The sequence below is a fragment of the Streptomyces asoensis genome (assembly GCF_016860545.1).
Classification (GTDB): Bacteria; Actinomycetota; Actinomycetes; order Streptomycetales; family Streptomycetaceae; genus Streptomyces; species Streptomyces asoensis.
Genome location: NZ_BNEB01000003.1, coordinates 1,474,978 through 1,501,163, shown reverse-complemented (window position 1 = coordinate 1,501,163; position 26,186 = coordinate 1,474,978). Strand labels below are relative to the sequence as shown.

Below are 26,186 nucleotides of genomic sequence, written 5' to 3'. Positions count from 1 at the left end.
GACGCGATCGGCCGCGCATCACGCGGACCAAGTGGCCGGGGCCCGTACTCCCTGAGTGCGGGCCCCGGCCCATGGCATTTTCTCTTTCGAGGAAGGTATCGGATGAACCGCAACAGCTCCGTCCGCTCCCGTACGGACAGGCGCCAGGGCGCCCCCTCCCGTTCGGCCAAGCCGGGGCGGAGCGGACGCGGGAGTCGTCCCGCCGCGTCCGGCGGTGAATTCGCCGTACCCGTCACTCTCACCCCGGGATTGCCTGCGGTCGAGGCTTTCACCGAACTCGACATGCCCGAGCGGCTGTTGAGTGCTCTCGAAGCCGAGGGTGTGACCACCCCGTTCCCCATCCAGGCCGCGACGCTGCCGAACTCGCTGGCCGGCCGGGACGTCCTGGGCCGTGGCCGCACCGGTTCCGGCAAGACCCTCGCCTTCGGTCTCGCCCTGCTCGCCCGCACCGCCGGGCAGCGGGCCGAACCCCGGCAGCCGCTGGCCCTGGTGCTCGTCCCCACCCGGGAACTGGCCCAGCAGGTCACCGACGCCCTCACCCCCTACGCCCGCGCGCTGCGGCTGCGGCTCGCCACGGTGGTCGGCGGTCTGTCGATCGGCCGGCAGGCGAGCGCCCTGCGGGGCGGCGCCGAGGTCGTCGTGGCCACGCCCGGCCGGCTCAAGGACCTCATCGACCGGGCCGACTGCCGCCTGGACCAGGTCGCCATCACCGTCCTCGACGAGGCCGACCAGATGGCCGACATGGGCTTCATGCCGCAGGTCACCGCCCTGCTCGACCAGGTGCGTCCCGACGGTCAGCGCATGCTGTTCTCGGCGACCCTGGACCGTAACGTCGACCGGCTGGTGCGCAACTACCTGCACGATCCCGTCGTCCACTCGGTCGACCCGTCGGCGGGCGCCGTCACCACGATGGAGCACCACCTGCTTCACGTGGAGGACGAGGACAAGCACGCCACGACGACGGAGATCGCCGCCCGCGACGGGCGCGTGATCATGTTCCTGGACACCAAGCACGCGGCGGACCGGCTGGCCAAGAAGCTGCTGGCGGTCGGGGTGCGCGCGGCCTCGCTGCACGGCGGCAAGTCGCAGAACCAGCGGACCCGGACCCTGGCCCAGTTCAAGGACGGCCATGTCACGGTGCTGGTGGCGACCAACGTCGCGGCCCGCGGCATCCACGTCGACAACCTCGACCTGGTCGTCAACGTCGATCCGCCCGCCGACCACAAGGACTACCTGCACCGCGGTGGCCGTACGGCCCGCGCGGGCGAGTCGGGCACCGTCGTCACCCTGGTGCTGCCCAACCAGCGCCGGGAGATGACGCGTCTGATGGCCGACGCCGGCATCACCCCGCAGACCACCCGGGTCCGCTCGGGCGGCAGCGAGCTGAGCCGCATCACGGGTGCTCAGGCGCCCTCCGGTGTGCCCGTCGTGCTCGCCCCGCCGGTCACCGAGAACCGTCCCGTGCGCGCGGCCGCCACCTCACGCTCCCGCAGCCGCCGCCCGGCGGCGCAGAGCGGTGGCCGCCCGGCGGCCCAGGGCGGTGGCCGTGCCGGGGGCCAGGGCGGCGGCCGTCCGTCGGCGCAGAGCGGTGGCCGTGCCGCGGCCCAGGGCGGCGGGCGTTCCGCGGCCCAGGGCGGGCGGGCCGGCTCGCAGGGCGGCCGTCGCCGCTCCTCGGGCAGCGGCAGCGGCAACCCCGCGGGCGGCCGCTGAGTCCGGGCCGGGTCCCGGCCCGGCTCACGCGCCGGCGTCCTGCGCCCGCGTGTGGGCGACGAGGGCGCCCGCGTGGCCGTGGCCCAGGCCGTGCTCGGTCTTCAGCCAGGCCACGAGTTCCATGTGCCGGGTGAGCGGCGAGGCCCGGATCAGGGTCTGCCACTCGGCGATGGGACGTCCGTACTTCTTCTCGATCGACGGGAAGTAACTCGCGGGGCCCTTCACAGGTTCGGTCATGCGGGTAAGACCGTCGGCGCCGGGCGAAGTGACCGGTGTGGACGAGTGAGCCGCGTCACCTTCCCGGCGGGCGGGCCCGGCCCACCCGCCGTTCACGCACAGGCGACGAACACCGCGTAGGGCAGCAGGATCGCGGGGAGCGTCAGCAGCCGGGGCCGCAGCGAGCGGGCCGTGCCGCGGGGGCGCGGGCCGTCGAAGAGCACCAGCACCAGCGTGACGAACGCGGCGAGCACGACGAGGGCGGTCAGCACGAAGCCGCTGCTCTCGATCTGGTCGTACGTGCACTGGTCCAGGTCGCGCCGGCCGAGGTCGTCGTACGTGCAGTGGCCGTGGGCGAGGTACCAGCGCGCGCACAGCAGGGCGGCGGCCGTCGGCAGACCGATCAGCAGGTGCGCCAGGAACGGCGGCAGCCAGCGGCGCAGGGCGCGCAGTGCGGTACGCATCCGGTCACCCCATCAGGGGGCGGTCCGGGTGGGCTGTGGCGGAAGCCACTCCTCCGGTCACAGGCCTGTCACAGCGGGGCGCCGCCCGCGCCTTCGGCCTCCTCGGCCCGCCGCGCGTCCTCAGCCCGCGCGGTGTCGCGGCACGTCGTCCTCCAGCACGCCCCGCAGTTCGCCCCGGCGTCGGATTCCCAGTTTGCGGTAGGCGCTGGTCAGGTGGGTCTCCACGGTGCGCCGGGCCACGTGCAGGAGCTTGGCTATCTCGGTGTTGGTGCGGCCTTCCGCCGCGAGTTCCGCGATACGGCGTTCGCTGCCGGTGAGCGCCCCCGAGCCGGTGTGGGCGGGGGTGGTACGGCGGCCGCCGGCGCTGCGCAGGGCGTGCTCGGCGTAGGTCAGGAGACGCACGCTGCCCAGCCGTTCGGCGCGTTCGGCGCCCTCCCGCAGATGGTCGCGTCCCCGGCCGCGTTCGCCGACGGCGGTCAGCTGCACGCCGTGGGCGAGGAGCGAGGACACGAGTTCCGCCTCGGCCGGCGAGTCCCGCAGCACGGCGACCGCCTCCTCGCCCAGTTCCAGGCCCCGCCTGCCCCGGGTCGCCCGGCCCAGCACGCGCAGCGCCCGTCCCATGGTGCGCGGGGTGTTCCACACGCGGGCCAGCCGCAGTTCCTCCGTCGCGAGGGCCAGCGCCTCCTGGGGATTGCCCAGCACCAGCCGGCATTCGGCGGCCGCCGAACGCCACGGCGTGACGACCGGGCTGAGGACGGCCCGCGCGGACTGGCGGCGGCCGCACTCCAGGAAGTCGTGCAGGGCGCCCGCCACATCCCCTTCGGTGAACCGGAGCACCCCCCGCGCGTAGAGGAAGCGGTTCAGTTCCCAGGAGTCGGGGGTGTCACGCAGGTCGAAGGTGTCGGCGAGGCGGCGGGCCTCCGCCGTCCTGCCGGTCTCGACCAGGGCGAGCAGGGTGTGCGCGTCCGCGTTGGCGGGCCCGTTGCCGGTGCGCCGGGCCGCCTCCGGGCGCTCGGCGAGCACGGTCGCGTAGGCGCCGCGCGCCGCCGCTATGTCCCACCTGGTGTCCAGCAGGGCCTGTTCCATCGGGTGCAGCAGCGACGGATGCTGTCCCGCCAGCCCGCGTTCCACCAGCCGTTCCGCCTCGTCGAGTTCGTCGGCCCACTGGGCCACCGCCGCGGCCGTGCCCAGCAGGAACGGCTCGGCGAGCGGATCGGCGGGTTCCGTCAGCAGCGTGCGCAGCCGCCGCATCGCCTCGCGCGCCGGGAGGTCGCCCGCCGTCGCCGCGTACCGCACGAGCAGGGCCTGACCGGAGGCGCCGACGAGTTCCGGGGAGCGTTCGGCGGTGTCGGTGAGCCAGCGGTAGGCCTCCCGGCGGACCGTCTGGTCCTGGTCGGACAGGAGCGCGGACGCCGTCTGGAGGGCGCGCGCGAGATCGGGGTGGGCGGCCAGCCGGGCCTCCAGCCCGCGCAGCACCTCCACCGCCGTACGGACCTCCCCGCGGCCCACGAGCGCCGTGCCGAGCGCGATGGCGGTGCGGACCTGGTCGCGGGGCTGGGCGGGCAGGTCGAGCGCCTCGGCCAGCCGGGGAATGCCCGCCGGGGTGTCGGCGGAGGCGTACTCCAGGGAGCCCAGTTCGGTCAGCAGGCGCTGGCGCAGGTCGTCGGGCAGCGGCTCCTGGAGGGCCCGGCGCAGGTAGCGGACGGCGTCCTCGGGGCGGGACTCGCGCGCGGCCACGCTGCCGGCGTCGCGCAGCACCCGCAGCGCCCAGGGCAGTCCGGCGGGGGCGCTGCCCAGCAACTGCCGTGCCACGGCGTCGAGGTGGTCGCCCCGGCGCAGCATCGCCTGGGCGACCGCGCGGTGGGCGTCCTGGCGGCGGGCGGGGGCCCAGCCGCTGAGGACGGCGTCGCGCAGGAGGGGGTGCGCGTAGCGGGGGCGGCCGTCGGCGTCCGGGCGCAGCACCCCGAGCCGCGTCATCGCGGTGAACCAGCCGGACACGCGCGCCGGGTCGGCGCCGGAGGCGTCGGCGACCAGGGCGGCGAGGGCCTCGGTGGCGGAGGCGTCGGTGCCCGTGAGGCCGGTGGCCATGGCGTCGAGGGACGTGACTTCGAGGGACGTCGGGTCGAGGACCGTGGCGTCGGGGCCGGTGGGGCCGGGGTTGGTGGGGTCGGGGTTGGTGGGGTCGGGGTTGGTGGGGTCGGGGGCCTCGGGGGCGGAGGCGGTGGGATCGGAGGTCGTGGGGGCGGAGAGCGTGGGGGCGGTGGTCCGGCCGGTGGTGGGACCGCTCCCGGGGCCCGTGCCGGAGGCGGTCTCCAGGGCGGCGAGGGTGCGGGCCACCTCCGCCGTCGCCGGGCCCGCGCTGTCCAGCCACCAGGAGACGGCCGCCGGGTAGGAACCCGGGTACAGCGCGGCGCACGTCCTCGGCACGGCGGTCGGCGGCGGTGCACCGTCGAGATCGTCGAGGAGGGCGCGCAGAAGCAGCGGGCTGCCCGCACCGGCCCGTACGCAGTCCGCCGTCCACCGGTCGGAGGCGGTGGGGAAGGCGGCCCGCACCAGCCGGGCCGAGGCCGGGCCGGTGAGCGGGGCGAGGGTGTGCGTGCGGACCGCGGACGGGGACAGCGCGTGGCTGAGACCGGTGGGCCGCGGATCGATGTCGTACTGACTGCGTTCCGTGGCCACCAGGAGTACCGGTAATCGGTCGACCCGGCGGGCGGCCTCGACGAACCAGCGGCGCGAGGCCTCGTCGGCGAGGTGGACGTCGTCCACGGCCACCATGAGCGGGCCCTCGTCCGCGTAGGACCGCAGCACGCGCCACAGCCGCGCCGCGCTCCCCCGGTCGTCGCCGCCCGGCCCGAAGTCCGCGAACTCCGGCACGGAGCCGAGGAGATGCAGCACGGAGGAGAACGGCAGCGCGGTGTCCTCGGGCGAGCAGCGGGTACGCAGGACGCGCAGGCCCAGCCGGGCGGCGTGCGCGGCGGCGGCCTCCAGGAGGGCGGACCTGCCCGTGCCGCTCGCGCCGCGCAGCAGGACGAGCCGGCCCGCTCCGGCGCGGGCGCGTTCGGCCTCCGCCGCGAGCAGCGCGTGCGCGTCCTCGCGTTCCCGCAAAGGTCCGTTCATCCCTGCCTCCTGCTGTCGGGCACATCGGATTTGTCCGTGTACAGGTAGAGGTGGTGCGGTGCGGTGCGGGTTCGCGTTGTGGCGAGGCTCACGACGGCTCGCCGATCGGTCGTGGTGACGGTTCTGACCTGCGGTGATGCGGGAGAACCGTGGTGCTGCGCGGCTTGCTCTCGTGGTCCGCCTCGTGGTGCTCCACGATTGCGCGCGCCCCGCAGGCCGCAGAAGGCTGGACGGGACCCACCCGTCACCGGTCCCCGCCGGAGGGCGGGCTCGTGAACATGGGGGATTCGGTTGCTCAGCACACCACGGACACCAGAGACCGGCGCCGCGGGTATCGCGGCGGCGGGTACCGCGGCCCCGGGCCCCGCGGCCTTCGGCACGACCGTCGGCAGCGGCCTCGGTGCCGGCACCGGCGCCGGCACCCGGCGGCGGATCCCGGTGGCCGTCCAGGCGCCGGACCCGATCTCCCGCGAGGGCGCCGTCAGCCAGTTGCGCGGCCGTCCCGAGGTGGAGGTCCGCGAGGAGGTCTCCGCGGCCCCGGGCACGGTGGCCCTGCTGATCGAGGACACCCTCGACGAAGCGGCGCTGGCCCGGCTGCGGCGGATCGTGCGCAGCGAGGGCGCGCGGGCCGTGCTCGTCGTGGGCACGATCCGCGAGACCGAACTGCTCGACGTCATCGAGTGCGGGGTCGGCGCCATCGTCTGGCGCCGCGAGGCCACCGCGCACCGGCTGGTGCAGGCGGTGCTGGCCGCCCACCGGGGCGACGGCGACCTGCCCGCGGACCTGCTCGGCAGGCTCATCAGCCAGGTGGGCACACTGCACCGCGGTGCGGCGGGCCGGCCCGGCGCCCCCTCCCTGGGACTCGCGCCCCGGGAGGTGGACGTCCTGCGGCTGGTCGCCGAGGGCCTGGACACCGGAGAGATCGCCAGCAAGCTGTCCTACTCCGAACGAACCGTCAAGAACGTCATGCACGGGCTCACGACCCGGTTGCATCTGCGCAATCGGGCACACGCGGTGGCATATGCCCTCCGGGAAGGCTACATCTGACCGAACGGGCAATCGAAGGCGGACACGCGGGCAGGACGTCCTGCCCGGCCACCGGCCCCGGCGTGCTCGCGGACCGGGGGCCGCGCGCGACAGGATCGTCGGACAGTGGGTGCAGCACGGCAAGTTGAGGAGCACGACGGTGATCCACGAGGTGGACGAGGTCCTCAAGGAGCTGCTCGCGGGGGGCGCGCTCGCCGGTTCCGGCATCGAGGTCTCCTTCGAGGCACCCACCCGTGACTGGGCGGCCCGGCGCAACGCCCCCGTCATCAACACCTACTTGTACGACATCCGCGAGGACGTGACCCGACGTCAGCGTGGCCAGATGGCGGTGCGGGACGACCGGGACGTCGTCGTCAAGCGCCGCCAACCGCCGCGCTGGTTCCGGCTCTCCTACCTCGTGACCGCCTGGACCCGGACCCCGCAGGACGAACACCGACTGTTGTCGGCGGTGTTGGCGACCCTGCTGCCGCGCGAGATGCTCCCGGCCGACGAACTGCCCGGCTCACTGCGCTCCCTGGGCCTGGCGATGCCGGTGACGGTGGCCGGCATCCAGACCGAGTCGCGTTCGCTCGCCGAGATCTGGTCCGCGCTCGGCGGTGAACTCAAGCCGTCCCTGGACCTGGTGGTGACGGCGCCCTTCCCGGCGTACCCCGAGTACGACGCCGGGCCGCCGGTCACGGAGGGCGCGGCGGTCCGCCTGCGCGGTATCGACGGCGATCCGCCGGAGTCCGGCGAACGCGCCCACCGCCCGCACCAGGTGGCCGCGGCCCGCGCCGCCCGTGAGGACGCCCGCCGCCCGGACCCGCGATGACCGACGCGTACACCGAGGCCCCGGCGGCCGCACCCGCATCCCCCGCTGCCGCCACCGGACCTTCCGCCGCCGCCCCCGTCCCGTCCGCGACCGGCGCCGCCGCGGACGGGGCCGGATCGCTGCTCGTGCGGCTCGGTGCCCTGCGGGACCGGGTCGGCGCCCTGGTCGACCGGCGCGCGGCCGCCGACCCGACCGCCGCCGACCCGCTGCGCGGCCTGTACCTCTCCGAGGAGGCGGTACGCCACCTGCTCGAGGCCCACCCGGCCCCCGACGCCCTCGACGACGCCACCGCCCCACCGCAGGACTCCGCCGACTCCCTCACCGCCCTTGCCGCCCGGCTGGGCCTGACCGGACTCGACGCGGCGATCCTCCTCGTCGCGCTCGCCCCCGATCTGGACCGCGACTTCGAGCCGCTGTACGGGTACCTCAACGACGACGTGAGCAGGCGGCGCGCCACCGTGGGGCTCGCCCTCGAACTGTGCGGGGCGCCCGCGCACGCGGCCGGGGCCCGGTCCCGCTTCCACACCTCCGCGCCGCTGCGCGCCTACGGCCTGCTCGACGTCGAGGAGCCCGAACGGCCCTTCCTCTCCCGTACGTTGCGCGTCCCGGACCGGCTGCTCGCGCACCTGCTCGGCGACGGCACGCCCGACGAGACCCTGCGCGGGCACCTGCACCCGCTGCCCCCCGCGCTGCCCGCCGAGGACGAGGAGTTCGTGCGCCTGCTGGCGCCGCGGCTGCGGGACGGCGGACCGCTCGTCGGCTATCTGCGCGAACACCGCGAGGGCGACGGCCTGGCGGCGATCGCCTCGGCCCTGCGCGCCGCCGGACTCGACGCCCTGCGCTTCACCGGGCCCGACGACCGGATACCCGCGCTGCTGCGCGAGGCCCGGCTGGGCGGCCGGGCGATCGTGCTGTCCGGACTGCCCGAGCGGCCCGAGCCGCTGTTCGAGGCACTGGCGGGGGCGACGGACGTCACGGTCCTCCTCACCGACCCCCGCCCCTACGACCCGCACTGGTGCGCCGACGACCCGCTCGTGCTGGAGGCGCCACGGCGCCGGGCGGGCGGGACGGCCGCCTGGGCCGCGGCCCTCGACTCCGCCGGCGCCCCCGCCACCGCCCCCGGCTTCGACCTCGCCACCGTCGTCGCCCCCTACCGCCTCGGCGGTGAGCGGGTCGCCCGTGCCGCGCGGGCCGCCTCCGCCCTGGCCGCCTTCGAGGGCGGACCGCTGACCGCCGACCATGTGCGGCTGGCGGCCCGGCAGCAGTCGGCCTCCGGCCTCGAACAGCACGCGCGGCGGATCCGCCCGGACGTCGGCTGGCAGGACCTCGTGCTGCCCGAGCGGCCGCTGACCCAGCTGCACGAACTCGCCCTGCGGGCCCGGCACCGCGACCGGGTCCTGGGCGACTGGCGGCTCAGCGCCGGCGGCGGGCGCGGCCGGGGCGTCCTCGGGCTGTTCGCGGGCGAGTCGGGCACCGGCAAGACGCTGTCCGCCGAGGTCGTCGCCGCCGAACTCGGCCTCGACCTCTACGTCGTCCAGCTGTCCTCGGTCGTCGACAAGTACGTCGGTGAGACCGAGAAGAACCTGGAGCGCATCTTCTCCGAGGCCGACCGCACCGACGCCGTGCTGCTCTTCGACGAGGCCGACGCCGTCTTCGGCAAGCGGTCGGAGGTGAAGGACGCGCACGACAAGTACGCCAACATGGAGAGCGCCTACCTGCTCCAGCGGCTGGAGTCCTTCGACGGCATCGCGCTGCTCACCACCAACCTGCGCGCCAACATCGACGAGGCGTTCACCCGGCGCCTGGACCTGGTGGTCGACTTCCCCTTCCCCGACGCCGGACAGCGGCTCGCGCTGTGGCGGCACGGGCTGAGCCACGTGCCCTGCGCCGACGGCGTCGATCCCGCCCCGCTGGCGCGGGACTTCGAGCTGGCCGGCGGTTCGATCCGCAGCGCGGTCGTCACCGCCGCCTACCTCGCGGCCGGACGCGACGAGCCGGTCGGTGACGGCGATCTGCTCGAAGGGGCCCGCCGCGAGTACCGCAAGGCGGGCCGCCTGGTGCCGGGCGAAGCCAACTGGTGACCCGTACCCGACGGACCTACTGAGCGCGCCACTTCTGGCCGGATGTGCCCGAGCAGGTCCACAGCTGGAGCTTCGTACCGTTGCCGGTGCCGTTGTCCTTGGCGTCGATGCACTTGTCGGCCTGCGGGTTGACCAGGTCGCCGTACTGGCTCAGCACCCACTGCTGGGCGGGGTTCCCGGAGCAGTTGGCCACCTGGATGACCGCGCCGTCCTCCTTCGAACCCCAGGCGACATCCATGCACAGGCCCAGCGAGCGCACGGTGCCGTCGCTCTTGAACACCCACTTCTGGTTGGCCGACCCGGCGCAGTCCCACAGCTGGAGCGGGGTGCCGTCCTTGCCCTCGCCGTCCTGGGCGTCGGTGATGTCGACGCACCGCTTCGAACCCTGGCCGATGATGATCGCGCCGGGTACCGGTGCCGCCGTCTGCGTGTCGCCGGAACCACCGGACGTGCTCCCGCCGCCCCCGCCGCCCGACGAGGAGGAACCGCCGGACGTGGAACCGCCGGTGCCGTCCTGCGGCGCCTGCGCGGAGGGCGTCTGCGGCTCGGGCAGCGGCGCGGCCGAGGCGTCCGCCTTCGGAGCGGACGGCACGGACACCGCGGGGGAGGGCAGCGCCGTACTGCCCGTCTCCGCGAGCTTCTCGCTCGCGCTGGTGGTGACCCGCGGTTTGTACGTCAGCCAGATCATCACGAACGCGATGGCGAGGGCCAGCGTGAGACTGAGGGCGGTGGCCAGCCAGCGCGGCAGGAACCCGCGCTGCACGAACGTGCCGTCCACCGACAGCGGCACGGCGCCCGAGCGCTGCACGTTCACCGCGTACGGCCGCTGTTCCTTCGAGCCGAACCAGATGATCTGCCGGGGACGCAGGGTCGTGTCGACGAACACCGCCCGCCCCGGCTCGACCTGCACATTGCCCGGCCGGAACTCGTAGCCGAGGTGGTCGCCCATGTCGGAGCCGGCCACGGACGCCGTCACCCGGGTGTTGCCCAGGTTGTCGATCGCCAGCCGCGGCCGCCCGCGGAACCGCCCCTTCACGGTCGGCGGGACCAGCTCCGCCCGCACCTCGGTGAACGGCGTGATCGTCAGGTTCCCCTCGGGGACCGTGACGGCGTCGGGGTGTTCGGTGGGCGTGATGCGCACGGCGTAGGGATTGGGGCCGGCCGTCGCGTCCGGGGTGCGCGGCGGCGCGAAGACCAGCTCGACGGTGCCCGTCGTGCCCGGGTACAACCGCAGGGTCGGCGGCTCCACCGTCGTCCAGGGCGCGATCGCGCCGACCGGCTCGAAGCGGTACTCGTCGACCACGTCACCGGTGTTGCGCACCCGCAGCCGTACGGTCGTGGTGCCGCCGGGGTCCACGGTCGCGGAGGCCGGCTCCAGAGAAGTCCACAGAGTCACCTGTGGACGCTATGCCGCGCGGCGCCCGGCCGTCAGGAGGCCGCGGGGCACCACCGCTGCCCGAAAGGGACGAACGGCCGTGCCCCCGCGCCCTCCCGGCGCCGGCGCCTCACACGGTGAAGCGGACCGCCTCCAGCTGGAGCTTCTGCTCCATGGGGCTGCCGCCGTAGATCCAGTCGCCGGGCTTGGTGCAGCCGTTGCCCAGCCAGCCCCGGTCCTTGATGTGCGGGTTCTGGCAGACGGAGCCCTCCATGGTCTTGATGGTGAAGCCCTCCATCACCGAGACCGCCGGCTTGCTCGAACCCATGTACATGTCGACGCCGTCGGACGCCTTCGACCACTTGTCCCCGGTCAGCCAGCCGCCGTCCACGTGCGCGGCGTTGCCCGCGACCCCGCCCGTCCTCGCCGTGGCGATGTTGAGGGCCTTGATGCCCAGGTCCTTGCCGGTCGTACCGGCGATCGCACCGTCGCAGACCGGGTCCTGCCAGCCCTTGTCCTCCACGTAGGCGCGGTAGCAGATGTGCCGTCCGTCGCTGCGCGCCGCCAGCTTGTTCACGGCGACCGCCGCCGTCTCCTGCTTGGGCTTGGGCGGCGCCGACGACGCGCCCCCGCCGCCACCGCCGCCGCCCCCACCGCCGCCACCGCCGGCCGGGGCCTGGCTGGTGACGGGGGCCTCGACCACCACGGGGGCCGTCGGGGTGGGCACCAGGGCCGGGGCGCTGGGCGTCGCCGAGGGGCTCGGGGCCAGCGTGCTGACACCGGCCTCCGCCAGCTTCTCGTTGGCGCTGGTGGTGACCCGCGGCTTGTACGCCAGCCAGATCATCACGAACGCGATGGTCAGGGCCAGCATGAGGCTGAGGGCGGTGGCCAGCCAGCGCGGCAGGAAGCCGCGCTGCACGAACGTGCCCTCCACCTCCAGCGGATGGGCGCCCGAGCGGCGCACCGCCAGGCTGTAGCGCTGCTCCTCCTTGGAGCCGAACCAGATGATCTGGCGCGGGCGCAGGGTCGTGTTCACGAACGCCGCCCGCCCCGGTTCGATCTGGACGTTGGCGGGCTGGAGTTCGTACGACAGCCGGTCGCCGGTGTCGCTGCCGCTCAGCGAGGCGGTGACCTTGGTGTTGCCGAGGTTGTCGACGGCCAGCCGCGGCCGGCCGCGGAACCGCCCCTTCACGGTCGGCGGGACCAGCTCCGCCCGCACCTCGGTGAACGGCGTGATCGTCAGGTTCCCCTCGGGGACGGTCACCGCCTCCGGATGCTCGGTGGGCGTGATGCGCACGGCGTAGGGGTTGGGGCCGGCCGTCGCGTCCGGGGTGCGCGGCGGCGCGAAGGCCAGCTCGACGGTGCCCGTCGTGCCCGGGTACAACCGCAGGGTCGGCGGCTCCACCGTCGTCCAGGGCGCGGTCGGGCCGACCGGCTCGAAGCGGTACTCGTCGACCACGTCACCGGTGTTGCGCACCCGCAGCCGTACGGTCGCCCGGCTGCCGGGGTCGACGGTGACGGACGCCGGTTCAAGAGAAGTCCACAGGCTCACGCACCGACGCTACGGGGAGTCCGGCGGGCGGGGTCAGAGGCGAGGGGGCAGGATCCGTGCCCCGGCGGGCCGCGATCGGCTGCCCGAGGGGACCTCGGGACGCCACGGCCGCCTCGCGAACGGGCCCCCGCCGCGCCACGGACCCCTCCTCGCCGGCCCCGGCGGGCAGTGCGGCACCGGCGGGCGCGGCGCACGGACGCGGGCCTCGCCCCCCGGCGGGCGCGGCGCGGCGGTCCCGGCGGCGGCGCCCTCGCGGGCCCGGGTGCCCGCGAGGGCAACAGAGATGCCCCGGACCCTGCACCGGAAGCCGTTTCGACGGACGCGCTTCGCGCGTGACGGTGAAAGACGTCCTGACGCGTACCCCGAGGAGAGCACAGCATGCCGTCCTACCTGTCGCCCGGCGTATACGTCGAGGAGGTGGCCAGCGGCTCCCGCCCGATCGAGGGGGTGGGCACCTCGGTGGCTGCCTTCGTCGGGCTCGCCCCGTCCGGCCCCCTCAACGAGCCGACCCTGGTGACCAACTGGACCCAGTACGTGGCGGCGTTCGGTGACTTCACCGACGGCTACTACCTGGCGCACTCGGTCTACGGCTTCTTCAACAACGGCGGCTCGGCGGCCTACGTCGTCCGCGTCGGCGGTTCCGCCGCGGGCGCCGCGGGAGACGCGCAGTCGCCCGCCGCGGTCACCGGTTCCGGCGCCGCGCCCGCCGCCCTGCCGGCCGGTGAGCCCAAGCAGCTCGGCACGTTCACGGTCACGGCCGTGGCGCCGGGCGACAGCGGCGGCCCGCTGAGCGTCGAGGTCGCGGACGCGGACGGCGAAGGTCCCGCCGAGCGCTTCAAGCTGATCGTCAAGGACGGCGACAAGGCCGTCGAGACGTTCGACGTGTCGGCGAAGAAGGGCAACCGCTCCTACGTCGTCACCCAGGTCAAGGAGCGCTCCAAGCTCATCACCGTGGCCGAGGCCGCGCCCGCCGCGCAGCTCGTCCGCCCCGACAACCAGACGGTCGCGCTGGCCGCGCCGCCCGCCGGTTCGCCGGCCGGTGCCACCGGCACCGAAGAGGCCGCGCAGCCCGTCGGCCCCGCCCAGTACCTGGGCGACAGCTCGGACCGCACCGGCTTCGGCGGCCTGGAGGCCGTCGACGAGGTGTCCATGGTCGCGGTGCCCGACCTGATGGCCGCCTACCAGCGCGGCGCGATCGACCTGGAATCGGTCAAGGCCGTCCAGCTCGGTCTGATCGCGCACTGCGAGCTGATGGGCGACCGGGTCGCCATCATCGACCCGCCCCCCGGCCTGAACGCCCGTCAGATCCGGGTGTGGCGGCAGGAGACGGCCGGCTACGACTCCAAGTACGCGGCGCTGTACTACCCGTGGATCAAGTCCTTCGACCCGGCCGCCGGCAAGGCGCGGCTGATCCCGCCGAGCGGCCACGTGGCCGGCGTGTGGGCCCGCAACGACTCCGAGCGCGGTGTGCACAAGGCGCCCGCGAACGAGGTCGTGCGCGGCGCGGTGGACCTGGAGATCCAGATCACCCGCGGTGAGCAGGACCTGCTCAACCCGATCGGCGTGAACTGCATCCGCGCGTTCCCCGGGCGGGGCATCCGCATCTGGGGCGCCCGCACCCTCTCCTCGGACCCGGCCTGGCGCTACCTGAACGTCCGCCGGTACTTCAACTACCTGGAGGAGTCGATCCTGATCGGCACCCAGTGGGTGGTGTTCGAGCCGAACGACCACGCCCTGTGGGCCCGGATCCGGCGCAACGTCTCGGCGTTCCTCGTCAACGAGTGGCGCGGCGGCGCCCTGTTCGGCGGCCGCCCCGAGGAGGCGTTCTACGTCAAGTGTGACGAGGAGTCCAACCCGCCGGAGTCGGTCGACCTCGGCCGTGTGATCTGCGAGATCGGCATCGCGCCGGTCAAGCCCGCCGAGTTCGTGATCTTCCGGCTGGCCCAGTTCTCCAGCGGCAACGGCGAGCTGGAGGAGTAGGCCCGCAGCAGGCCCCCGCGCTCCGCCCCCGTACCGCCCTCCGCACCACACCTAGAAGGAAAGCCAGATGAGTCTCCAGCCGGGTGACGCCCTTACTTCACATAATTTCGGCCTCCAGATCGACGGCGTGATGGTCGAGTACCTCGCCGAGGTCAGCGGTCTCAGCCTCGAACAGGACGTCATCGAGTACCAGCAGGTCTCCGCGCAGGGCAAGCCCGTCACCAAGAAGCTGCCCGGTGTGAAGAAGGCGGGCACCTGCACGGTCGTGCGCGGTATGACCCAGTCCGCGGCGTTCAACCAGTGGATCACCGAGTCGATCAACGGCGTGATGGGCACCGCCCGCAAGAACGCCACGATCATGGTGATGGACTACCAGAACAACCCGGTCAAGCGGTACAACATGCGCAACGCCTGGTGCAGCAAGATCGACACCAGCTCGGTGAAGGCCGGTGAGGCCTCCGCGCTGACCGAGACCGTCACGATCACGTTCGAAGAACTGGTCATCGAGTAATGCGGCGCACGGCTGTCCGGGCAGCGGCGGCGGGCGGGGAGCCGCAGGAGGCGCTCCCGGCCACCGCCGTGCCCGCGTCCCCTCCCGGCGCCGACGGCCCCGGGTCCGGGTCGGCGTCCGCGTTCGCCGCGCCGGGTGCGGCCACCGCCCCGGCTCCGGCACCGGCGCCGTACCGGCTCCAGACGGAGTTCCCCTTCGAGCTGCCGCGCGGGTACGTCGACGACGCGGGCACCGTCCACCGCGACGGTGTGATGCGGCTGGCGACGGCACGGGACGAGCTCGTCCCGCTCCGCGACATCCGTGTGCAGGAGAACCCCGCGTACCTGTCGGTGGTGCTGCTGGGCCGGGTCATCACCCGGCTCGGCAGCCTGCCGCTGGTCCACGACGGCGTCGTGGAGAACATGTTCGCCTCCGACCTGGCGTTCCTCCAGGACTTCTACCGCCAGGTAAACGCCGAGGGGCACACCCGCGCCTCGGTGCAGTGCCCCCACTGCTCGGAGCCCTTCGAGGTGGAACTCGGCGGGAGCCGCCTGGGGGAATCGTGACGTACGCGACCGACCGGCTGCACGAGGAGATCGCGTACGTCGCCTACCACTTCCACTGGGGCCAGGACGAGATCCTGGACCTGGAACACCACGACCGGCGCCGGTACGCCGACCAGATCGCTTCCCTGGTGACCCGGGGCGGGGCGGAGGGCTGAGGCATGGGGTTCCTGGAACGGTTGCGCGGCAGGCGCGGGGACGAGGCCGGCCGCGGTCCCGGCCCCACGCCGCCCGCGGGCACCGGCGGCCCGGCCGCGGCGGCGGCTCCGGCAGGTGCTTCGTCTTCGGCAGGTGCTTCGTCTTCGGCGGGTGCGTCCTCCGAGGCGGCTTCGGCCGCGGTCGGTGACGGCGGTGCGGCGCCCCGGGTCGTCGCGGCCGCCTGGCCGACGCTGCCGCCCATCCAGCGTGCCGCGCACCGAGGGCCGTCGGGTGTCGCCGACGCCGGGTTCGGCGGACGGCTGGCCACCTGGCAGAACCCCTCCTTCACCGGCACGGGCTTCCGCGCGGTGCTGGACGCGGCCCCGGGCGGCTCGATGAGCAGCCTGCGGGCGGCACCGGCGGCCGCGGAACCCGAGCGGGTGGCCCTCCCTCCCCGGCCGACGCCCCTGCAACGGGCCGTGTCGACGTCCCCGGCGCCCGGAGCGGCCCTGCCGGGAACGGCGGCCCAGGGTGCGGGGACGCAGCCGTCATGGCCCGCCACCGCCGCGCATCCGACGGCGTCCGCGGTACCGCCGCCGTCCGCGGCTCCCGCTCCGGCTGCCGCGCCCGTGGTGCCGTCCCGGCCGGCGCAGCCGTCCGCCCCCGTCGGTGGGCGACCGTCACGGGGTATCCGTGTCTCGCCCGCGAGCCCGGTCCCGGCGGCGGGTCCGGCACCGCTGACGAGGTCCGTGACGGCGCCGGTGCAGCGGCGCAGCCTGCCGTCCCGTCCGGCGTCCCCCGCCACCGCCCCGACCGCGCCCGCCGCCGCACCGACGGCGTCGGCCTCGCCGTCCGCGGGCGGGGCAGCGGCCCCGGGCGCCGACGGCTCGGGTCCGGCGGCCGGCAAGGAACCGGCTCCCGGCCCGCTGAGCGCTTCGACCGCCTCCCCGGCGTTGCCCCGCACGACGTCCTCCTCACCCGTCCCGGCCGCCCCGGTCGTCCCGTCCGCCCCGGCCGTCGGCGCCGGACGAGGGGCGCACCGGCACGAGAGCCCGGCGGGCGACGGCCCGGTCCGGGTGCAGCGCGCCCTGCCCGGCACGGGTGCCACCGGTACGGCCTCCGGCCCGGCCCCCGTGAACGGTCCGGCGTCCGCAGCCCGGACCGCACCGGGCCCGGCGTCCGCCGCCAAGTCACCGACGGTCCCGGGGGGTTCGGCACCCATGGGCGCCCAGGTACAGCGTGCCGTCACGGCCCGTACGGCGCCGTCGGCCCCGTCCGCCGGGACAGCGGGGGGCAGCGGTCCGGCCGTTCCCCGGCCGGGCGCGGGGCAGGGGCGGACCGGCTCCACGGCGAGCGGCCCCGCACCGGCGGCCCCGCCGGGGACCGCGCCGGTACTCGTGAGCAGAAACCTCGCCTCCGGTACGAGCTCCCCCACCAGCGCCGACAGCCCTACCGGGCGGTCGGCCGATCGCGGTTCCGGCTCCGGCTCCGATGTGGGTTCCGTTTCTTCTTCCGGTTCTGGTTCGGGACGCGTCCCGCCGAGTGTGCAGCGGGCGGCGGCGACACCGGCTTCGGCCGTGCCCCCCGGCCCCCGCACCGCACCCGGCGCGGGCTCGCGCTCGGTCTCGGGCTCGGGCTCCAGCGCGGGTTCCGGCTCCTCCCCGGGCGCCGCCGACCGTACGCCGGCCTCCGCCGTGCAGCGAGCGGCGACGACACGGCCTCCGGGGTCGAGTCCCGCTCCCGTTTCCGGCTCCGTTCCCACTTCCGCTTCCGCCTCGGGTTCCGCTTCCGGGGCTGGTGCGGCGGTTCCCACCGCTCCCGGTGCCGTTGTTCCAGGTCCCGTCGCTCCAGGTCCCGGTCCCGTCCGGGGGCCGGGGTCCTCCGGAGGCGCGGCTCGTGCCGACGGCGCCCCCGCGTCGGCCCTCCCGGTCCAGCGATCCGCGGCGGCACCTTCCTCGGCCCCCGTGCCCGGCACCGGCCCGTCGTCCGCCGCGGGTGGCTCTGTCCCCGCTGCCGCCGTCCCGCCCCCGCCGGCCGCACGCGCCACCGGCCCCGGTCCGGCTCCGACCGGGGCCCCGACCCCGGCATCCGCTCCCGGCCCGGTCCCGGCCGCGCGGCCGATCGCGCCCACCGGTGCAGGTACCGGAGCCGGCACGCCGTCCACCGGCGTGCAGCGCAGGGCGGTCGCCCCGTCGGCCGGCGCCTCCGGCGCCCCGGCCCACGGGTCCGGTCCGACGCCCCCGCACGGCCCCACGGCCTCACCCGCCTCCGGCGCCGCCGCCGCTCCCGCTGCTTCCGCTGCTTCCGCTGCTTCCGCTGCTTCCGCTGCTTCCGCACCGAGCGTCCAGCGGGCCGCGTCCGCTGCCGCCGCCCCGCGCCGAGTGGGCCTCGGCGCTCCCACGAGGAGCCCTGGGGGACAGCCGACCCCGGCGGCACCGTCGCAGGCGCGCTCGCAGGCACCCTCGGTGACGCCGCCGGTCCCGGCGCCCGGCGCCACCACCTCACCGTCCTTCACGGCACCGGCCCCGACCCCGGCCCCGGCCCCCGCAGCAACGGCCTCCGCCGGACCCGCCTCCGCGGTCCCCGCGACGCCCACCCCCGCCAGTACGCCCTCCGCAGCCGCGTCCGGCCACGGCACCCCGGGCGGACCGAACGGAACGCCGCCCGCGCCGCGGCGCCACACCCCGCTGGGGGCACCGGTCCAGCGTGCGGCCCTGCCGGTCGCCGCCGGGCAGCCCGGACGCCCCGCTGCCGCACGCCCCGCGCTGGGCGCCCCCCTGTCGTCCCGGCCCGCCGCCACCGCACCCGTCGGCCCGGCGGACGCCGGTCCTCCCGCGCCTCGGAGTCACGCCTCCCGTACGGCGCCCGGGCCCGGAGCCACGGCCGTCCCCGCGGCGGGCGGCTCCCCGCTCCTGCCTCCCGTCGTGCAACGCAGTGCCACGGCGGCCGGTGCGCCCGGACTCCCGGTCGCCAGGCCGTTCCCGGCGCCGGTCTCCGCACCGGCGTCCGCACCCGCGTCCGCACCCGCGTCCGGCCTCGGGCCGGACGGCGGCGCCGGTCTGCCCACACCCCGTCCGGCGGTCCCGCCCCGGTCCGCCGCCACCGGCGCCACCGCGACCACCGACGCTCCCGCGGCCCCCGGCGCGCTCCCGCCCACGGTCCGCCCGACGGCGGCGGGCGGACCCGCCTTCCCCTCGCTGCCCGCCTCCCCCGTCTCCCTCGTCTCCCCCCTTTCCCTCCCGGGCCGTACCCCGGTGGCCGGGTCCGCGGGGAGCGTCCCGGCGGCCGTGCAGCGCAGTGCGGTCAAGGCGCCCGTGCCGTTGCGCCGTACCGCCCCCGTCCCGCCCGGTACGCCCGGCGCGGCCGCAGGCCGACCCGTGGCGCGCCCGTACCCGACGCCCGCCCCGGGCCCCGGCCCCGCCCCCGCGACCGGTGCCGCACCCGTACCCGCACCCGTACCCGCACCCGGGTCGGCGACGGCAGCGAGCGGGCCGGCCTCCCCGGCCTGGCCGGCCGCGGGCGCACCGAGCACGACCGCACCGCCCGCCGTCCAGCGGCGGTCGGCGGCGGCACCGGTCCCGGTGGCCATGGCCCCCGTGCGTCCCGCCGTCCCGGCGGCCCCGGCGGCCCCGGCACCGAGCGCCCCGGCGCCGTTCCCGACGGTCGCCGCACCACCGCCGTCCGCGCCGAACGCCCCCGTGGTCCAGCGGCGCAGCGTCCCGCCACCTCCCGCGCCGCCCACGCCTCCCGCGCCGCCGCGTGCCGACGCCGGGCCGCCCACCCGGACTCCCCCCGGCCCCGAGCAGACCGAGGCGGCCCCGCACCCGGTGCCGGCGCGACCGGGCTTCGATCCGCGCACGCTCACCGATTTCCAGCTCGACGAGCTGACGCACCGTCTGACCGGCCGCATCACCCGCCTGCTACGCACCGAACTCCGGCTGGACCGGGAGCGCATCGGCAGACTCCGCGACCCCCGCCACTGACCCGTCGACCGTGACCCGATGACTCCCGAACGCTGACCGGCGGCCCCGGCGCCCGCCGCACCGGCCCGCTCCACGCCCCCGCCGTCCCTCTCCCAGAAAGGCCAGGCTCCCGATGCCGTCCGATCTCGACCCGGGCTCCACCATCTTCTTCACCCTGACCATCGACGGCGAGAGCCTCGGCTACTTCAACGGGTGCGAGGGCCTCTCGTCGCAGGTGGAGATCGAGCACCGGCAGGAGGGCGGCAACAACGGCTTCGTCTGGCAACTGCCCTCCCGGGTCACCTTCTCGACGATCCGGCTGACCCGTCCGCTCACCCCGGACACCACCAAGGTCGCCAAGTGGATCTCCTCCGTCACCACGGGCGTGACCCGGCCGACCGCGCAGATCGCGGCGCTGCGCGCGGACGGTTCGGAGGTCGCCCGGTGGGGTCTCATCGACGTGCTGCCGGTGAGCTGGCAGGGGCCGTCGCTCAGCCCGGACAGCCCCGGCGTGGCCACGGAGGTCCTGGAGATCACCCACCACGGCTTCACGGACTGAGTGACCCGGACCCCGGTGACGGGATCCGGCAGCAGGACCAGGACTGGGACGAGCAAGGACCGAGCAGGGAGTACAAGCCATGGCCAAGGGGAGCAAAGGCGGCGCCGGCAAGAGCCTGGTCCGTGCCACCCTCGCGATCCACGAGCCGCCGGTGGGCACGAGCACCACCCCCGGCGGGCTGATCAAATCCTTCGCGTTCGACTTCAACCCGGCACAGCTCCAGCTCGGCCGCCGGGCCCAGTGGAAGGTCACCCCCACGGCGGCCGTCCGGGACGGCTCCGTACCGGAGTTCATGGGCCCGGAGCCCCGTGAGATGACCGTCGAGATCTTCCTCGACACCTCGGACCAGCCCGGCAGCAACACCGTGCTGAAGAAGGTCGAGTCGCTGCTGGAGTGCTGCGAGGTGACCACCAAGAGCATCGCCGCGAAGCAGCCCTCGCCGCCCTGGGTGGTGTTCCAGTGGGGCTCGTTCTCCACGGCCCGCTTCACCGCCTACGTCAGCAGCATCGACGTCGCGTACTCCCTGTTCGGCACCACGGGCGTCCCGATCCGGGCCACCTGCCAGGTGCGCCTGCACGAGATCCCCAGCAAGACGAAGGGCCAGAACCCCACGTCCGGCGCCCTGACCGCGCAGCGCGTGCACCGGGTCGTCGCCGGGGACTCCCTCCAGTCGCTGGCCTGGCGGGAGTACGGCGACGCCTCCGCCTGGCGCTCCATCGCCGAGATCAACGGCATCGACGATCCCTCCCGGCTGCCGACCGGCATCGAGCTGGTCCTGCCGGCCGCCGAGGAGGTGCGCCACTAGTGGTCCAGTCCGCGTTCTCCAGCGTCATCCAGGTCACCCTCGGTGGCGATCCCCTCCCCCTCGACATCGCGCCGCTCCTCGTCGACGGCTGGGTCGACCAGGGGCTCGGGGTGCCGGCCGCGTTCCGGCTCACCTTCCGCGACCCCGGCCGGCTGGTCCTGGGCAAGCTGAAAGTCGAGTTCGGCACCCCCGTCGTCCTCGCCCCGGTCGCCGACGGCAAGGGCGCGGCCGACCCGCTGTTCACCGGCGAGGTGTGCGGTCTGGAGGCCGACTACGACGGCACCGGCTCCTTCACCGTCATCCGCGGCTACGACTTCGGCCACCGGCTGATGCGCCAGCGCCGGGTCGCCGCCTACCGCAACCAGAGCGCCTCCGACATCGCCCGCAAGCTGGCCTCGCAGGACGGCGTCCCGGTCGGCAGGATCGAGTCCACCAAGACGGTCTACGAGTTCATCAGCCAGGCCAACGTCACCGACTGGGACTTCCTCGCCCGGCTGGCCGACGAGAACGAGATGGTCATGTCGGTGGACGCCAAGGGCAAGTTCCAGTTCGTCAAGCCGGACCCGGCGTCGGGGGCGCCGGCCACCTCGACCCCCGGCGACAAGAGCCCGTTCGTCATGGAGGCCGGCACCGACATCCTCCGGCTGCGCGCCGCCGTCACCGCCGCCGAACAGGTCGCGACCGTCGAGGCACGCGGCTGGGACGTGACGACGAAGAAGAAGCTCACCGCGACCGCGCCCGCGACGAGCAACCCCGGCATCAGCATCGGCACGACCCCCGGCGAGGCCGCCGCCAAGTTCAAGCCGGCCAAGCTGGTGGACGCGCAGACGCCGTACGACCGGCAGTCCGAGGTGAAGTTCGCCGCCGAGGCCCTCGCCGACGACGTGACCGGTTCGTTCGCCGAACTGGAGGTCATCGCGCGCGGCACCCCGAAACTGCGGCCCGGCCTGCCCGTCACGCTCGCCGACGTCGGCGCCCCCTTCGAGGGCAAGTACACCGCCACCTCCGTGCGGCACGTCTTCGGCGACGGCAAGCACTACGAGGCGTGGGTCACGGTCAGCGGACGGCAGTGGCGCTCGCTGTACGGGCTCGCCTCCGGCGGCGGCGGTGCCGTCAACGGGCTGAACCTGCCCGGCACCGTCAGCGCGCTGGTCACCGACGTGGGCGACCCGCTCAAACAGGGGCGCGTCAAGCTCCAGTTCCCCTGGCTCGACGACGCCTACGTCAGCGACTGGACCCGGGTGACGCAGTGGGGCGGCAAGCGCGGCGGCTCGATCTTCCCCCTGGACGTCGGCGACGAGGTGCTCGTCGCCTTCGACCGGGGCGCCCTCGACCACCCGTACGTCATCGGCGGCCTCTACAACGGCAGGGACAAGCCGACCCCGGTCAAGGACGTGCCCCTGCACGACGGCGCCCGGCAGCGCGCCTCCCGGCACACCCTGTCCGACCGCAGCGGCAACCGGCTGGACCTGCTCGACCAGCGGACCGGCGGCAAACAGGGCGTGCGGCTGACCAGCGGCGACGACAAACTCGTCATCAACCTGGACCGTGCGCAGACCGAGATCACCGTGGACAGCAAGGGCACCGTCAGCATCAAGGGCAGCCGCTCGGTGTCCGTCAAGGCGGGCACCGACCTCACCCTCACCGCGGGACGCAACGTCGCCATCAGGAGCGGAGGCTCCCTCACCCTGCGGGGCAACCTGATCAACATCAGGTCGATGACGGGCATGGTCTCGGTCGACGCGGCGGGTCTGCTCAACCTCAAGTCGGGCGGCGCCGCCACGTTCAGCGCGGGCGCCACCGTCCAGATCAACTCCACGGCCAACGTGGGCATCCGGGCCGCCACCCTCATGCTCCAGGGCATGGTCATGGTCAACGCCAAGCCGTACCCGCTGCCGTGACGCGCAGACCGCACGCCGTGAGAACCAGGAAAAGGCAGGTGGCCCTCTGATGGCCGAGCAATTCGTCGGATCGGGCTGGGCGTTCCCGCTCCGCATCGGCCCCACCGGGGGCATCGCCCTGGTCAGCGGGGAGCGCGAGATCGAGGAGGCGATCCGGCTGATCCTCGCCACCGCGCCGGGCGAACGCCCCATGCGCCCCGAGTACGGCTGCGCCATCCACGACCTGGTCTTCGCCCCGGTCAACGAGGCGACGGCCGGCCGTATCCAGCACGAGGTGTACACCAGCCTGGACCGGTGGGAGCCGCGCATCGAGGTCACCGACGTCGAGGTCACCGCCGGCGCCGAACAGGGCGTGCTCTTCATCGACGTCCGGTACGCGATCCGCGGCACCAACAACCCGCGCAGTCTCGTCTTCCCCTTCTACGTCATTCCGTCCCACGACGAGCCGGATCTTCCCGGCCCGTCCGGCACGGCTTCCGAAAGCGACCGCTGATGGCCCTGCCCTCCCCGAACCTGGACGACCGCCGCTTCCAGCAGTTCGTCGACGACGCCAAGCGCTACATCCAGCAGCGCGCACCGGAGTGGACCGACCACAACGTGTCCGACCCGGGCGTGACGCTCGTCGAGACGGTCGCCCACATGGCCGACCAGATCGTCTACCGCCTCAACCGCGTCCCCGAGAAGAACCACCTGGCCTTCCTCGACCTGGTCGGCATCCGCCTGTTCCCGCCGTCCGCCGCGCGCACCGAGGTCACCTTCTGGCTGTCCGCGCCGCAGGAGGAGCCGGTGCTGCTGCCCGTGGGCACCGAGGTGGCGACGGTCCGCACCGAGAGCGAGGAAGCGGTCGTCTTCGCGACGGAACGCGAACTCACCGTCGTGCCCAGCCGGTTGAGTCACCTCGTCGTGCAGCACCGGGGGGAGCCGGTCACCGACCGGACCAGCGACCTCACCGAGGGCAAGGACCTGCTCTGCTTCGCCGAGGCGCCGCAGCCCGGCGACTGCATGCTGTTCGGCCTGAGCGCGGCCGTCCCGCACTGCGCGGTGGTGCTGGAACTGGACAGCCGGGTCGACGGCGTCGGCGTCGACCCGCGCCAGCCCCCGCTCGTCTGGGAGGCGTGGACCGAGGACGGCTGGCAGGAGTGCGAGATCGACCGCGACGGCACCGGCGGACTCAACCGCCCCGGCGAGGTCGTCCTGCACGTCACCGGCGGCCACGTGCTGTCCCGCTCCGGCGGCCAGGAGGCCGGCTGGCTGCGCTGCCGCGTCACCGAGCCCCTCCCCGGCCAGCCCTTCTACACCACCTCCCCGACCGTGCGCTCCGCCGAGGTCTTCACGGTCGGCGGTACCGCCCCCGCCGTGCACGCCGAGACCGTCTACGACGAGGCGCTCGGCGAGTCCAGCGGCCTGCCAGGCCAGCATGTCGCCCTCACCCACGCGCCGGTGGTCGGCGACGACCCGCCGGTCCTGCTCCAGACCGCCGAGCACGAGGGCTGGACCGACTGGCAGGTCGTCCCGCACTTCGCCGCCTCCAACCCGGACGACCGCCACGTCACCCTGGACGCGGCCACCGGCGAGATCGCCTTCGGCCCGTCCGTGCGCGAACCCGACGGCCGGCTCCGCCAGTACGGCGCCGTCCCCGCCAAGGGTTCCGTGATCCGGGCCCGCCGCTACCGCACCGGCGGCGGCCGCGCGGGCAACGTGGCCCGGGGCGCGGTGCAGGTGCTGCGCACCTCCGTGCCCTACGTCTCCGAGGTCGTCAACCGGGAGGCCGCGCGGGGCGGGGTCGACGGCGAGACGGTGGCGGAGGCGAAACTGCGCGCGCCGATCACGCTGCGCGCCCAGGAGCGCGCGGTGACCCTGCGCGACTACGAGGAACTGGCCCGCCGCGCCGCCCCCGAGACCGCCCGCATCACCTGCCTGGAGGGCGAGCCGGACGAACACGGCTCCTACGCCGTGCGCGTGCTGGTCGTCCCGCAGGCCGTGCCCGACCCGGGCGGGCGGCTGCGCTTCGAGCAGCTGGTGCCCGGCGACTCCCTGCTGGACCGCATCACCCGCCATCTCGACGAACGCCGCCTGATCGGGACGAGGCTGGCGGTCGGCCCGCCCTACTACCAGGGCGTGACGGTGGTGGCGACGGTGCACGCCTTCCGGGGCGTCGACACCGACCGCGTCCGCCGGCAGGCGCACGACGCCCTCTACCGCCACCTCGACCCGCTGACCGGCGGCGCGGACGGCAAGGGCTGGCCCTTCGGCCGGCCGGTGCAGTCCGGCGAGGTCTTCGCCGTCCTCCAGCGGGTGCCGGGGGTGGAGCTGGTCGACCAGGTCACGCTGCACCCGGCCGACCCGCTGACGGGCAAGCGCGGTGAGGCGACCGACCGTATCGACCTGGCCGCGCCCGCTCTGGTCTTCTCCTACGACCACCGGGTGCGCGTGATCGGGGACGGCTCATGACGGACGTGGACACACGGAAGGGGTGGGGGCGTTGAGGGGCTCGGTGGACGGACTCGGCTCCTCCGTCCCGATCGGCGGGATGCTGCCCGCCGTCTTCGCCGACGACGACCTGGCGCAGCGTTTCGTCGCGGGTCTGGACGAGGTGATGGCCCCGGTCCTCAACGTCCTGGACTGTCTGCCCGCCTACTTCGACCCGGCGCTCGCCCCCGTCGACTTCACCCGGTGGCTCGCGGGCTGGGTCGGCGCGGAGACCGACGGCACGGAACCCGAGCCGCGGCTGCGGGCCGCGGTCGCGGCGGCCGCGTACCTGCACCGCGTGCGCGGCACCCGGCGCGGCCTGTCGGAGACGGTCCGGCTGGCCTTCGGCGTGGAACCGGAGATCTCCGAGAGCGGCGGCGCCGCGTGGAGCGCCCGGCCGCTGGGCCCGGTCCCGGGCGAACCGCGACCGCATCTGCACGTCACGGTCCGCCTGCCCGACCCCGGCCCGGCGGACGAACACCGCCTGGACACCATCGTGGCCGCAGCGCGCCCCGCCCACATGCCGTACTCGGTCAAGGTGACCGCCGCCGAAAGGATCCCGGAGAGATGACCACCCAGAACTGCGCCGAGTGCGGCACGCGGGCCGAGCCGGGCCAGTCGTTCTGCGACGCCTGCGGCGCCGTACTGAGCTGGACGGACCGCCCCGCGGCCCGACCCACGGCACCCTCCGGACCGGCCAGAACACCCTCCGGGCCTGCTGCGGGAGCGGCGGCGCCCTCCGCGCCGGGCGCGGGATCCACCCCGGCGCCGGGGGCCACGCCCTCCGGGCCGGGTCCGGCAGCCTCCGCGCAGGGTGCGGGATCCGCCACCGGACCGGGTACGGCTTCGGGAACCGCCTCCGGACACGTGCCGGGCGCGGGATCGGCCACCGGACAGACTTCGGCGGCGGCCCCCGGGCCGGCCCCGGGACCGGTACCGGCCCCGG

Annotated in this window: 20 protein-coding genes; 15 read left to right on the top strand and 5 right to left on the bottom strand. The window is 75.0% G+C overall.

From position 1 onward, the window contains the following. The first annotated feature begins 102 nt into the window (after positions 1-102). Complete coding sequence (locus Saso_RS19405; RefSeq protein ID WP_189923445.1) at positions 103-1,710, top strand: DEAD/DEAH box helicase; 1,608 nt, start codon at positions 103-105, stop codon at positions 1,708-1,710. A 24-nt stretch (positions 1,711-1,734) separates the two neighbouring features. Here the strand turns inward: Saso_RS19405 and Saso_RS19400 are convergent, their stop codons facing one another. From Saso_RS19400 to Saso_RS19390, 3 genes are all read right to left on the bottom strand, one after another. After that, positions 1,735-1,947, bottom strand: a complete 213-nt coding sequence (locus tag Saso_RS19400; protein ID WP_189923447.1) for a DUF4287 domain-containing protein — start codon at positions 1,945-1,947, stop codon at positions 1,735-1,737. Positions 1,948-2,039: 92 nt separating this feature from the next. Continuing rightward, the gene (locus Saso_RS19395; protein WP_189923449.1) at positions 2,040-2,390 is read right to left on the bottom strand and encodes a hypothetical protein; all 351 of its coding nucleotides are present in this window, start codon (positions 2,388-2,390) and stop codon (positions 2,040-2,042) included. A 120-nt stretch (positions 2,391-2,510) separates the two neighbouring features. Next, positions 2,511-5,507, bottom strand: coding sequence for an AAA family ATPase (locus Saso_RS19390; RefSeq protein ID WP_189923451.1), 2,997 nt, complete (start codon positions 5,505-5,507; stop codon positions 2,511-2,513). Between the two features lie 291 nt (positions 5,508-5,798). Here Saso_RS19390 and Saso_RS19385 point away from each other — a divergent pair, with 291 nt between their 5' ends. The 3 genes from Saso_RS19385 to Saso_RS19375 all read left to right on the top strand — a co-directional run bounded on the left by Saso_RS19385 (position 5,799) and on the right by Saso_RS19375 (position 9,446). Next, entirely contained in the window at positions 5,799-6,554 is a 756-nt protein-coding gene (locus Saso_RS19385) for a helix-turn-helix transcriptional regulator (protein ID WP_234486381.1), read from the top strand. Positions 6,555-6,693: 139 nt separating this feature from the next. Beyond that, entirely contained in the window at positions 6,694-7,365 is a 672-nt protein-coding gene (locus Saso_RS19380; RefSeq protein ID WP_189923453.1) for a Pvc16 family protein, read from the top strand. Continuing rightward, positions 7,362-9,446, top strand: a complete 2,085-nt coding sequence (locus Saso_RS19375) for an ATP-binding protein (RefSeq protein ID WP_189923455.1) — start codon at positions 7,362-7,364, stop codon at positions 9,444-9,446. The genes Saso_RS19380 and Saso_RS19375 overlap by 4 nt, the downstream gene beginning before the upstream one ends. Before the next feature lie 16 nt (positions 9,447-9,462). Here the strand turns inward: Saso_RS19375 and Saso_RS19370 are convergent, their stop codons facing one another. Together Saso_RS19370 and Saso_RS19365 are read right to left on the bottom strand one after the other, a co-directional pair. Further along, complete coding sequence (locus Saso_RS19370) at positions 9,463-10,842, bottom strand: ricin-type beta-trefoil lectin domain protein (RefSeq protein ID WP_189923457.1); 1,380 nt, start codon at positions 10,840-10,842, stop codon at positions 9,463-9,465. Between the two features lie 109 nt (positions 10,843-10,951). Next, entirely contained in the window at positions 10,952-12,373 is a 1,422-nt protein-coding gene (locus Saso_RS19365; protein WP_189923458.1) for a hydrolase, read from the bottom strand. A 378-nt stretch (positions 12,374-12,751) separates the two neighbouring features. Here Saso_RS19365 and Saso_RS19360 point away from each other — a divergent pair, with 378 nt between their 5' ends. The 11 genes from Saso_RS19360 (at position 12,752) to Saso_RS19310 (ending at position 25,811) form a co-directional block, all read left to right on the top strand. Beyond that, entirely contained in the window at positions 12,752-14,353 is a 1,602-nt protein-coding gene (locus Saso_RS19360; RefSeq protein WP_189923460.1) for a phage tail sheath subtilisin-like domain-containing protein, read from the top strand. Between the two features lie 67 nt (positions 14,354-14,420). Then, positions 14,421-14,864 (top strand): phage tail protein, encoded by a 444-nt coding sequence (locus Saso_RS19355; protein WP_020132887.1) that lies wholly within the window; start codon positions 14,421-14,423, stop codon positions 14,862-14,864. Continuing rightward, positions 14,864-15,409, top strand: coding sequence for a hypothetical protein (locus Saso_RS19350; RefSeq protein ID WP_189923462.1), 546 nt, complete (start codon positions 14,864-14,866; stop codon positions 15,407-15,409). The genes Saso_RS19355 and Saso_RS19350 overlap by 1 nt, the downstream gene beginning before the upstream one ends. Then, positions 15,406-15,564, top strand: coding sequence for a DUF6760 family protein (locus tag Saso_RS19345; protein WP_020132885.1), 159 nt, complete (start codon positions 15,406-15,408; stop codon positions 15,562-15,564). Before Saso_RS19350 ends, Saso_RS19345 begins: the two co-directional genes overlap by 4 nt. A gap of 2,904 nt (positions 15,565-18,468) precedes the next feature. Continuing rightward, a complete protein-coding gene (locus Saso_RS38790; protein WP_189923464.1) occupies positions 18,469-19,527 on the top strand; it encodes a hypothetical protein in 1,059 nt (352 codons plus the stop codon). A gap of 112 nt (positions 19,528-19,639) precedes the next feature. Beyond that, positions 19,640-20,065 carry a phage tail protein gene (locus Saso_RS19335; RefSeq protein ID WP_093780725.1) on the top strand — a complete coding sequence of 142 codons (426 nt, stop codon included), beginning with the start codon at positions 19,640-19,642 and terminating at the stop codon, positions 20,063-20,065. A gap of 79 nt (positions 20,066-20,144) precedes the next feature. Then, positions 20,145-20,870 carry a CIS tube protein gene (locus Saso_RS19330; RefSeq protein ID WP_189923466.1) on the top strand — a complete coding sequence of 242 codons (726 nt, stop codon included), beginning with the start codon at positions 20,145-20,147 and terminating at the stop codon, positions 20,868-20,870. Then, positions 20,870-22,771 (top strand): VgrG-related protein, encoded by a 1,902-nt coding sequence (locus tag Saso_RS19325; protein ID WP_189923468.1) that lies wholly within the window; start codon positions 20,870-20,872, stop codon positions 22,769-22,771. Before Saso_RS19330 ends, Saso_RS19325 begins: the two co-directional genes overlap by 1 nt. Positions 22,772-22,820: 49 nt before the next feature. Next, the gene (locus tag Saso_RS19320; protein WP_189923470.1) at positions 22,821-23,264 is read left to right on the top strand and encodes a GPW/gp25 family protein; all 444 of its coding nucleotides are present in this window, start codon (positions 22,821-22,823) and stop codon (positions 23,262-23,264) included. Continuing rightward, positions 23,264-25,222, top strand: a complete 1,959-nt coding sequence (locus tag Saso_RS19315) for a putative baseplate assembly protein (RefSeq protein WP_189923472.1) — start codon at positions 23,264-23,266, stop codon at positions 25,220-25,222. The genes Saso_RS19320 and Saso_RS19315 overlap by 1 nt, the downstream gene beginning before the upstream one ends. A 31-nt stretch (positions 25,223-25,253) precedes the next feature. Further along, complete coding sequence (locus Saso_RS19310) at positions 25,254-25,811, top strand: phage tail protein (RefSeq protein WP_189923474.1); 558 nt, start codon at positions 25,254-25,256, stop codon at positions 25,809-25,811. Positions 25,812-26,186 lie beyond the last annotated feature (375 nt).

Coding starts and splice junctions, on each gene's coding strand:
- Saso_RS19405 (WP_189923445.1), top strand. CDS start 103: ATGAACCGCAACAGCTCCGTCCGCTCCCGTACGGACAGGCGCCAGGGC.
- Saso_RS19400 (WP_189923447.1), bottom strand. CDS start 1,947: ATGACCGAACCTGTGAAGGGCCCCGCGAGTTACTTCCCGTCGATCGAG.
- Saso_RS19395 (WP_189923449.1), bottom strand. CDS start 2,390: ATGCGTACCGCACTGCGCGCCCTGCGCCGCTGGCTGCCGCCGTTCCTG.
- Saso_RS19390 (WP_189923451.1), bottom strand. CDS start 5,507: ATGAACGGACCTTTGCGGGAACGCGAGGACGCGCACGCGCTGCTCGCG.
- Saso_RS19375 (WP_189923455.1), top strand. CDS start 7,362: ATGACCGACGCGTACACCGAGGCCCCGGCGGCCGCACCCGCATCCCCC.
- Saso_RS19360 (WP_189923460.1), top strand. CDS start 12,752: ATGCCGTCCTACCTGTCGCCCGGCGTATACGTCGAGGAGGTGGCCAGC.
- Saso_RS19355 (WP_020132887.1), top strand. CDS start 14,421: ATGAGTCTCCAGCCGGGTGACGCCCTTACTTCACATAATTTCGGCCTC.
- Saso_RS19350 (WP_189923462.1), top strand. CDS start 14,864: ATGCGGCGCACGGCTGTCCGGGCAGCGGCGGCGGGCGGGGAGCCGCAG.
- Saso_RS19335 (WP_093780725.1), top strand. CDS start 19,640: ATGCCGTCCGATCTCGACCCGGGCTCCACCATCTTCTTCACCCTGACC.
- Saso_RS19330 (WP_189923466.1), top strand. CDS start 20,145: ATGGCCAAGGGGAGCAAAGGCGGCGCCGGCAAGAGCCTGGTCCGTGCC.
- Saso_RS19320 (WP_189923470.1), top strand. CDS start 22,821: ATGGCCGAGCAATTCGTCGGATCGGGCTGGGCGTTCCCGCTCCGCATC.
- Saso_RS19315 (WP_189923472.1), top strand. CDS start 23,264: ATGGCCCTGCCCTCCCCGAACCTGGACGACCGCCGCTTCCAGCAGTTC.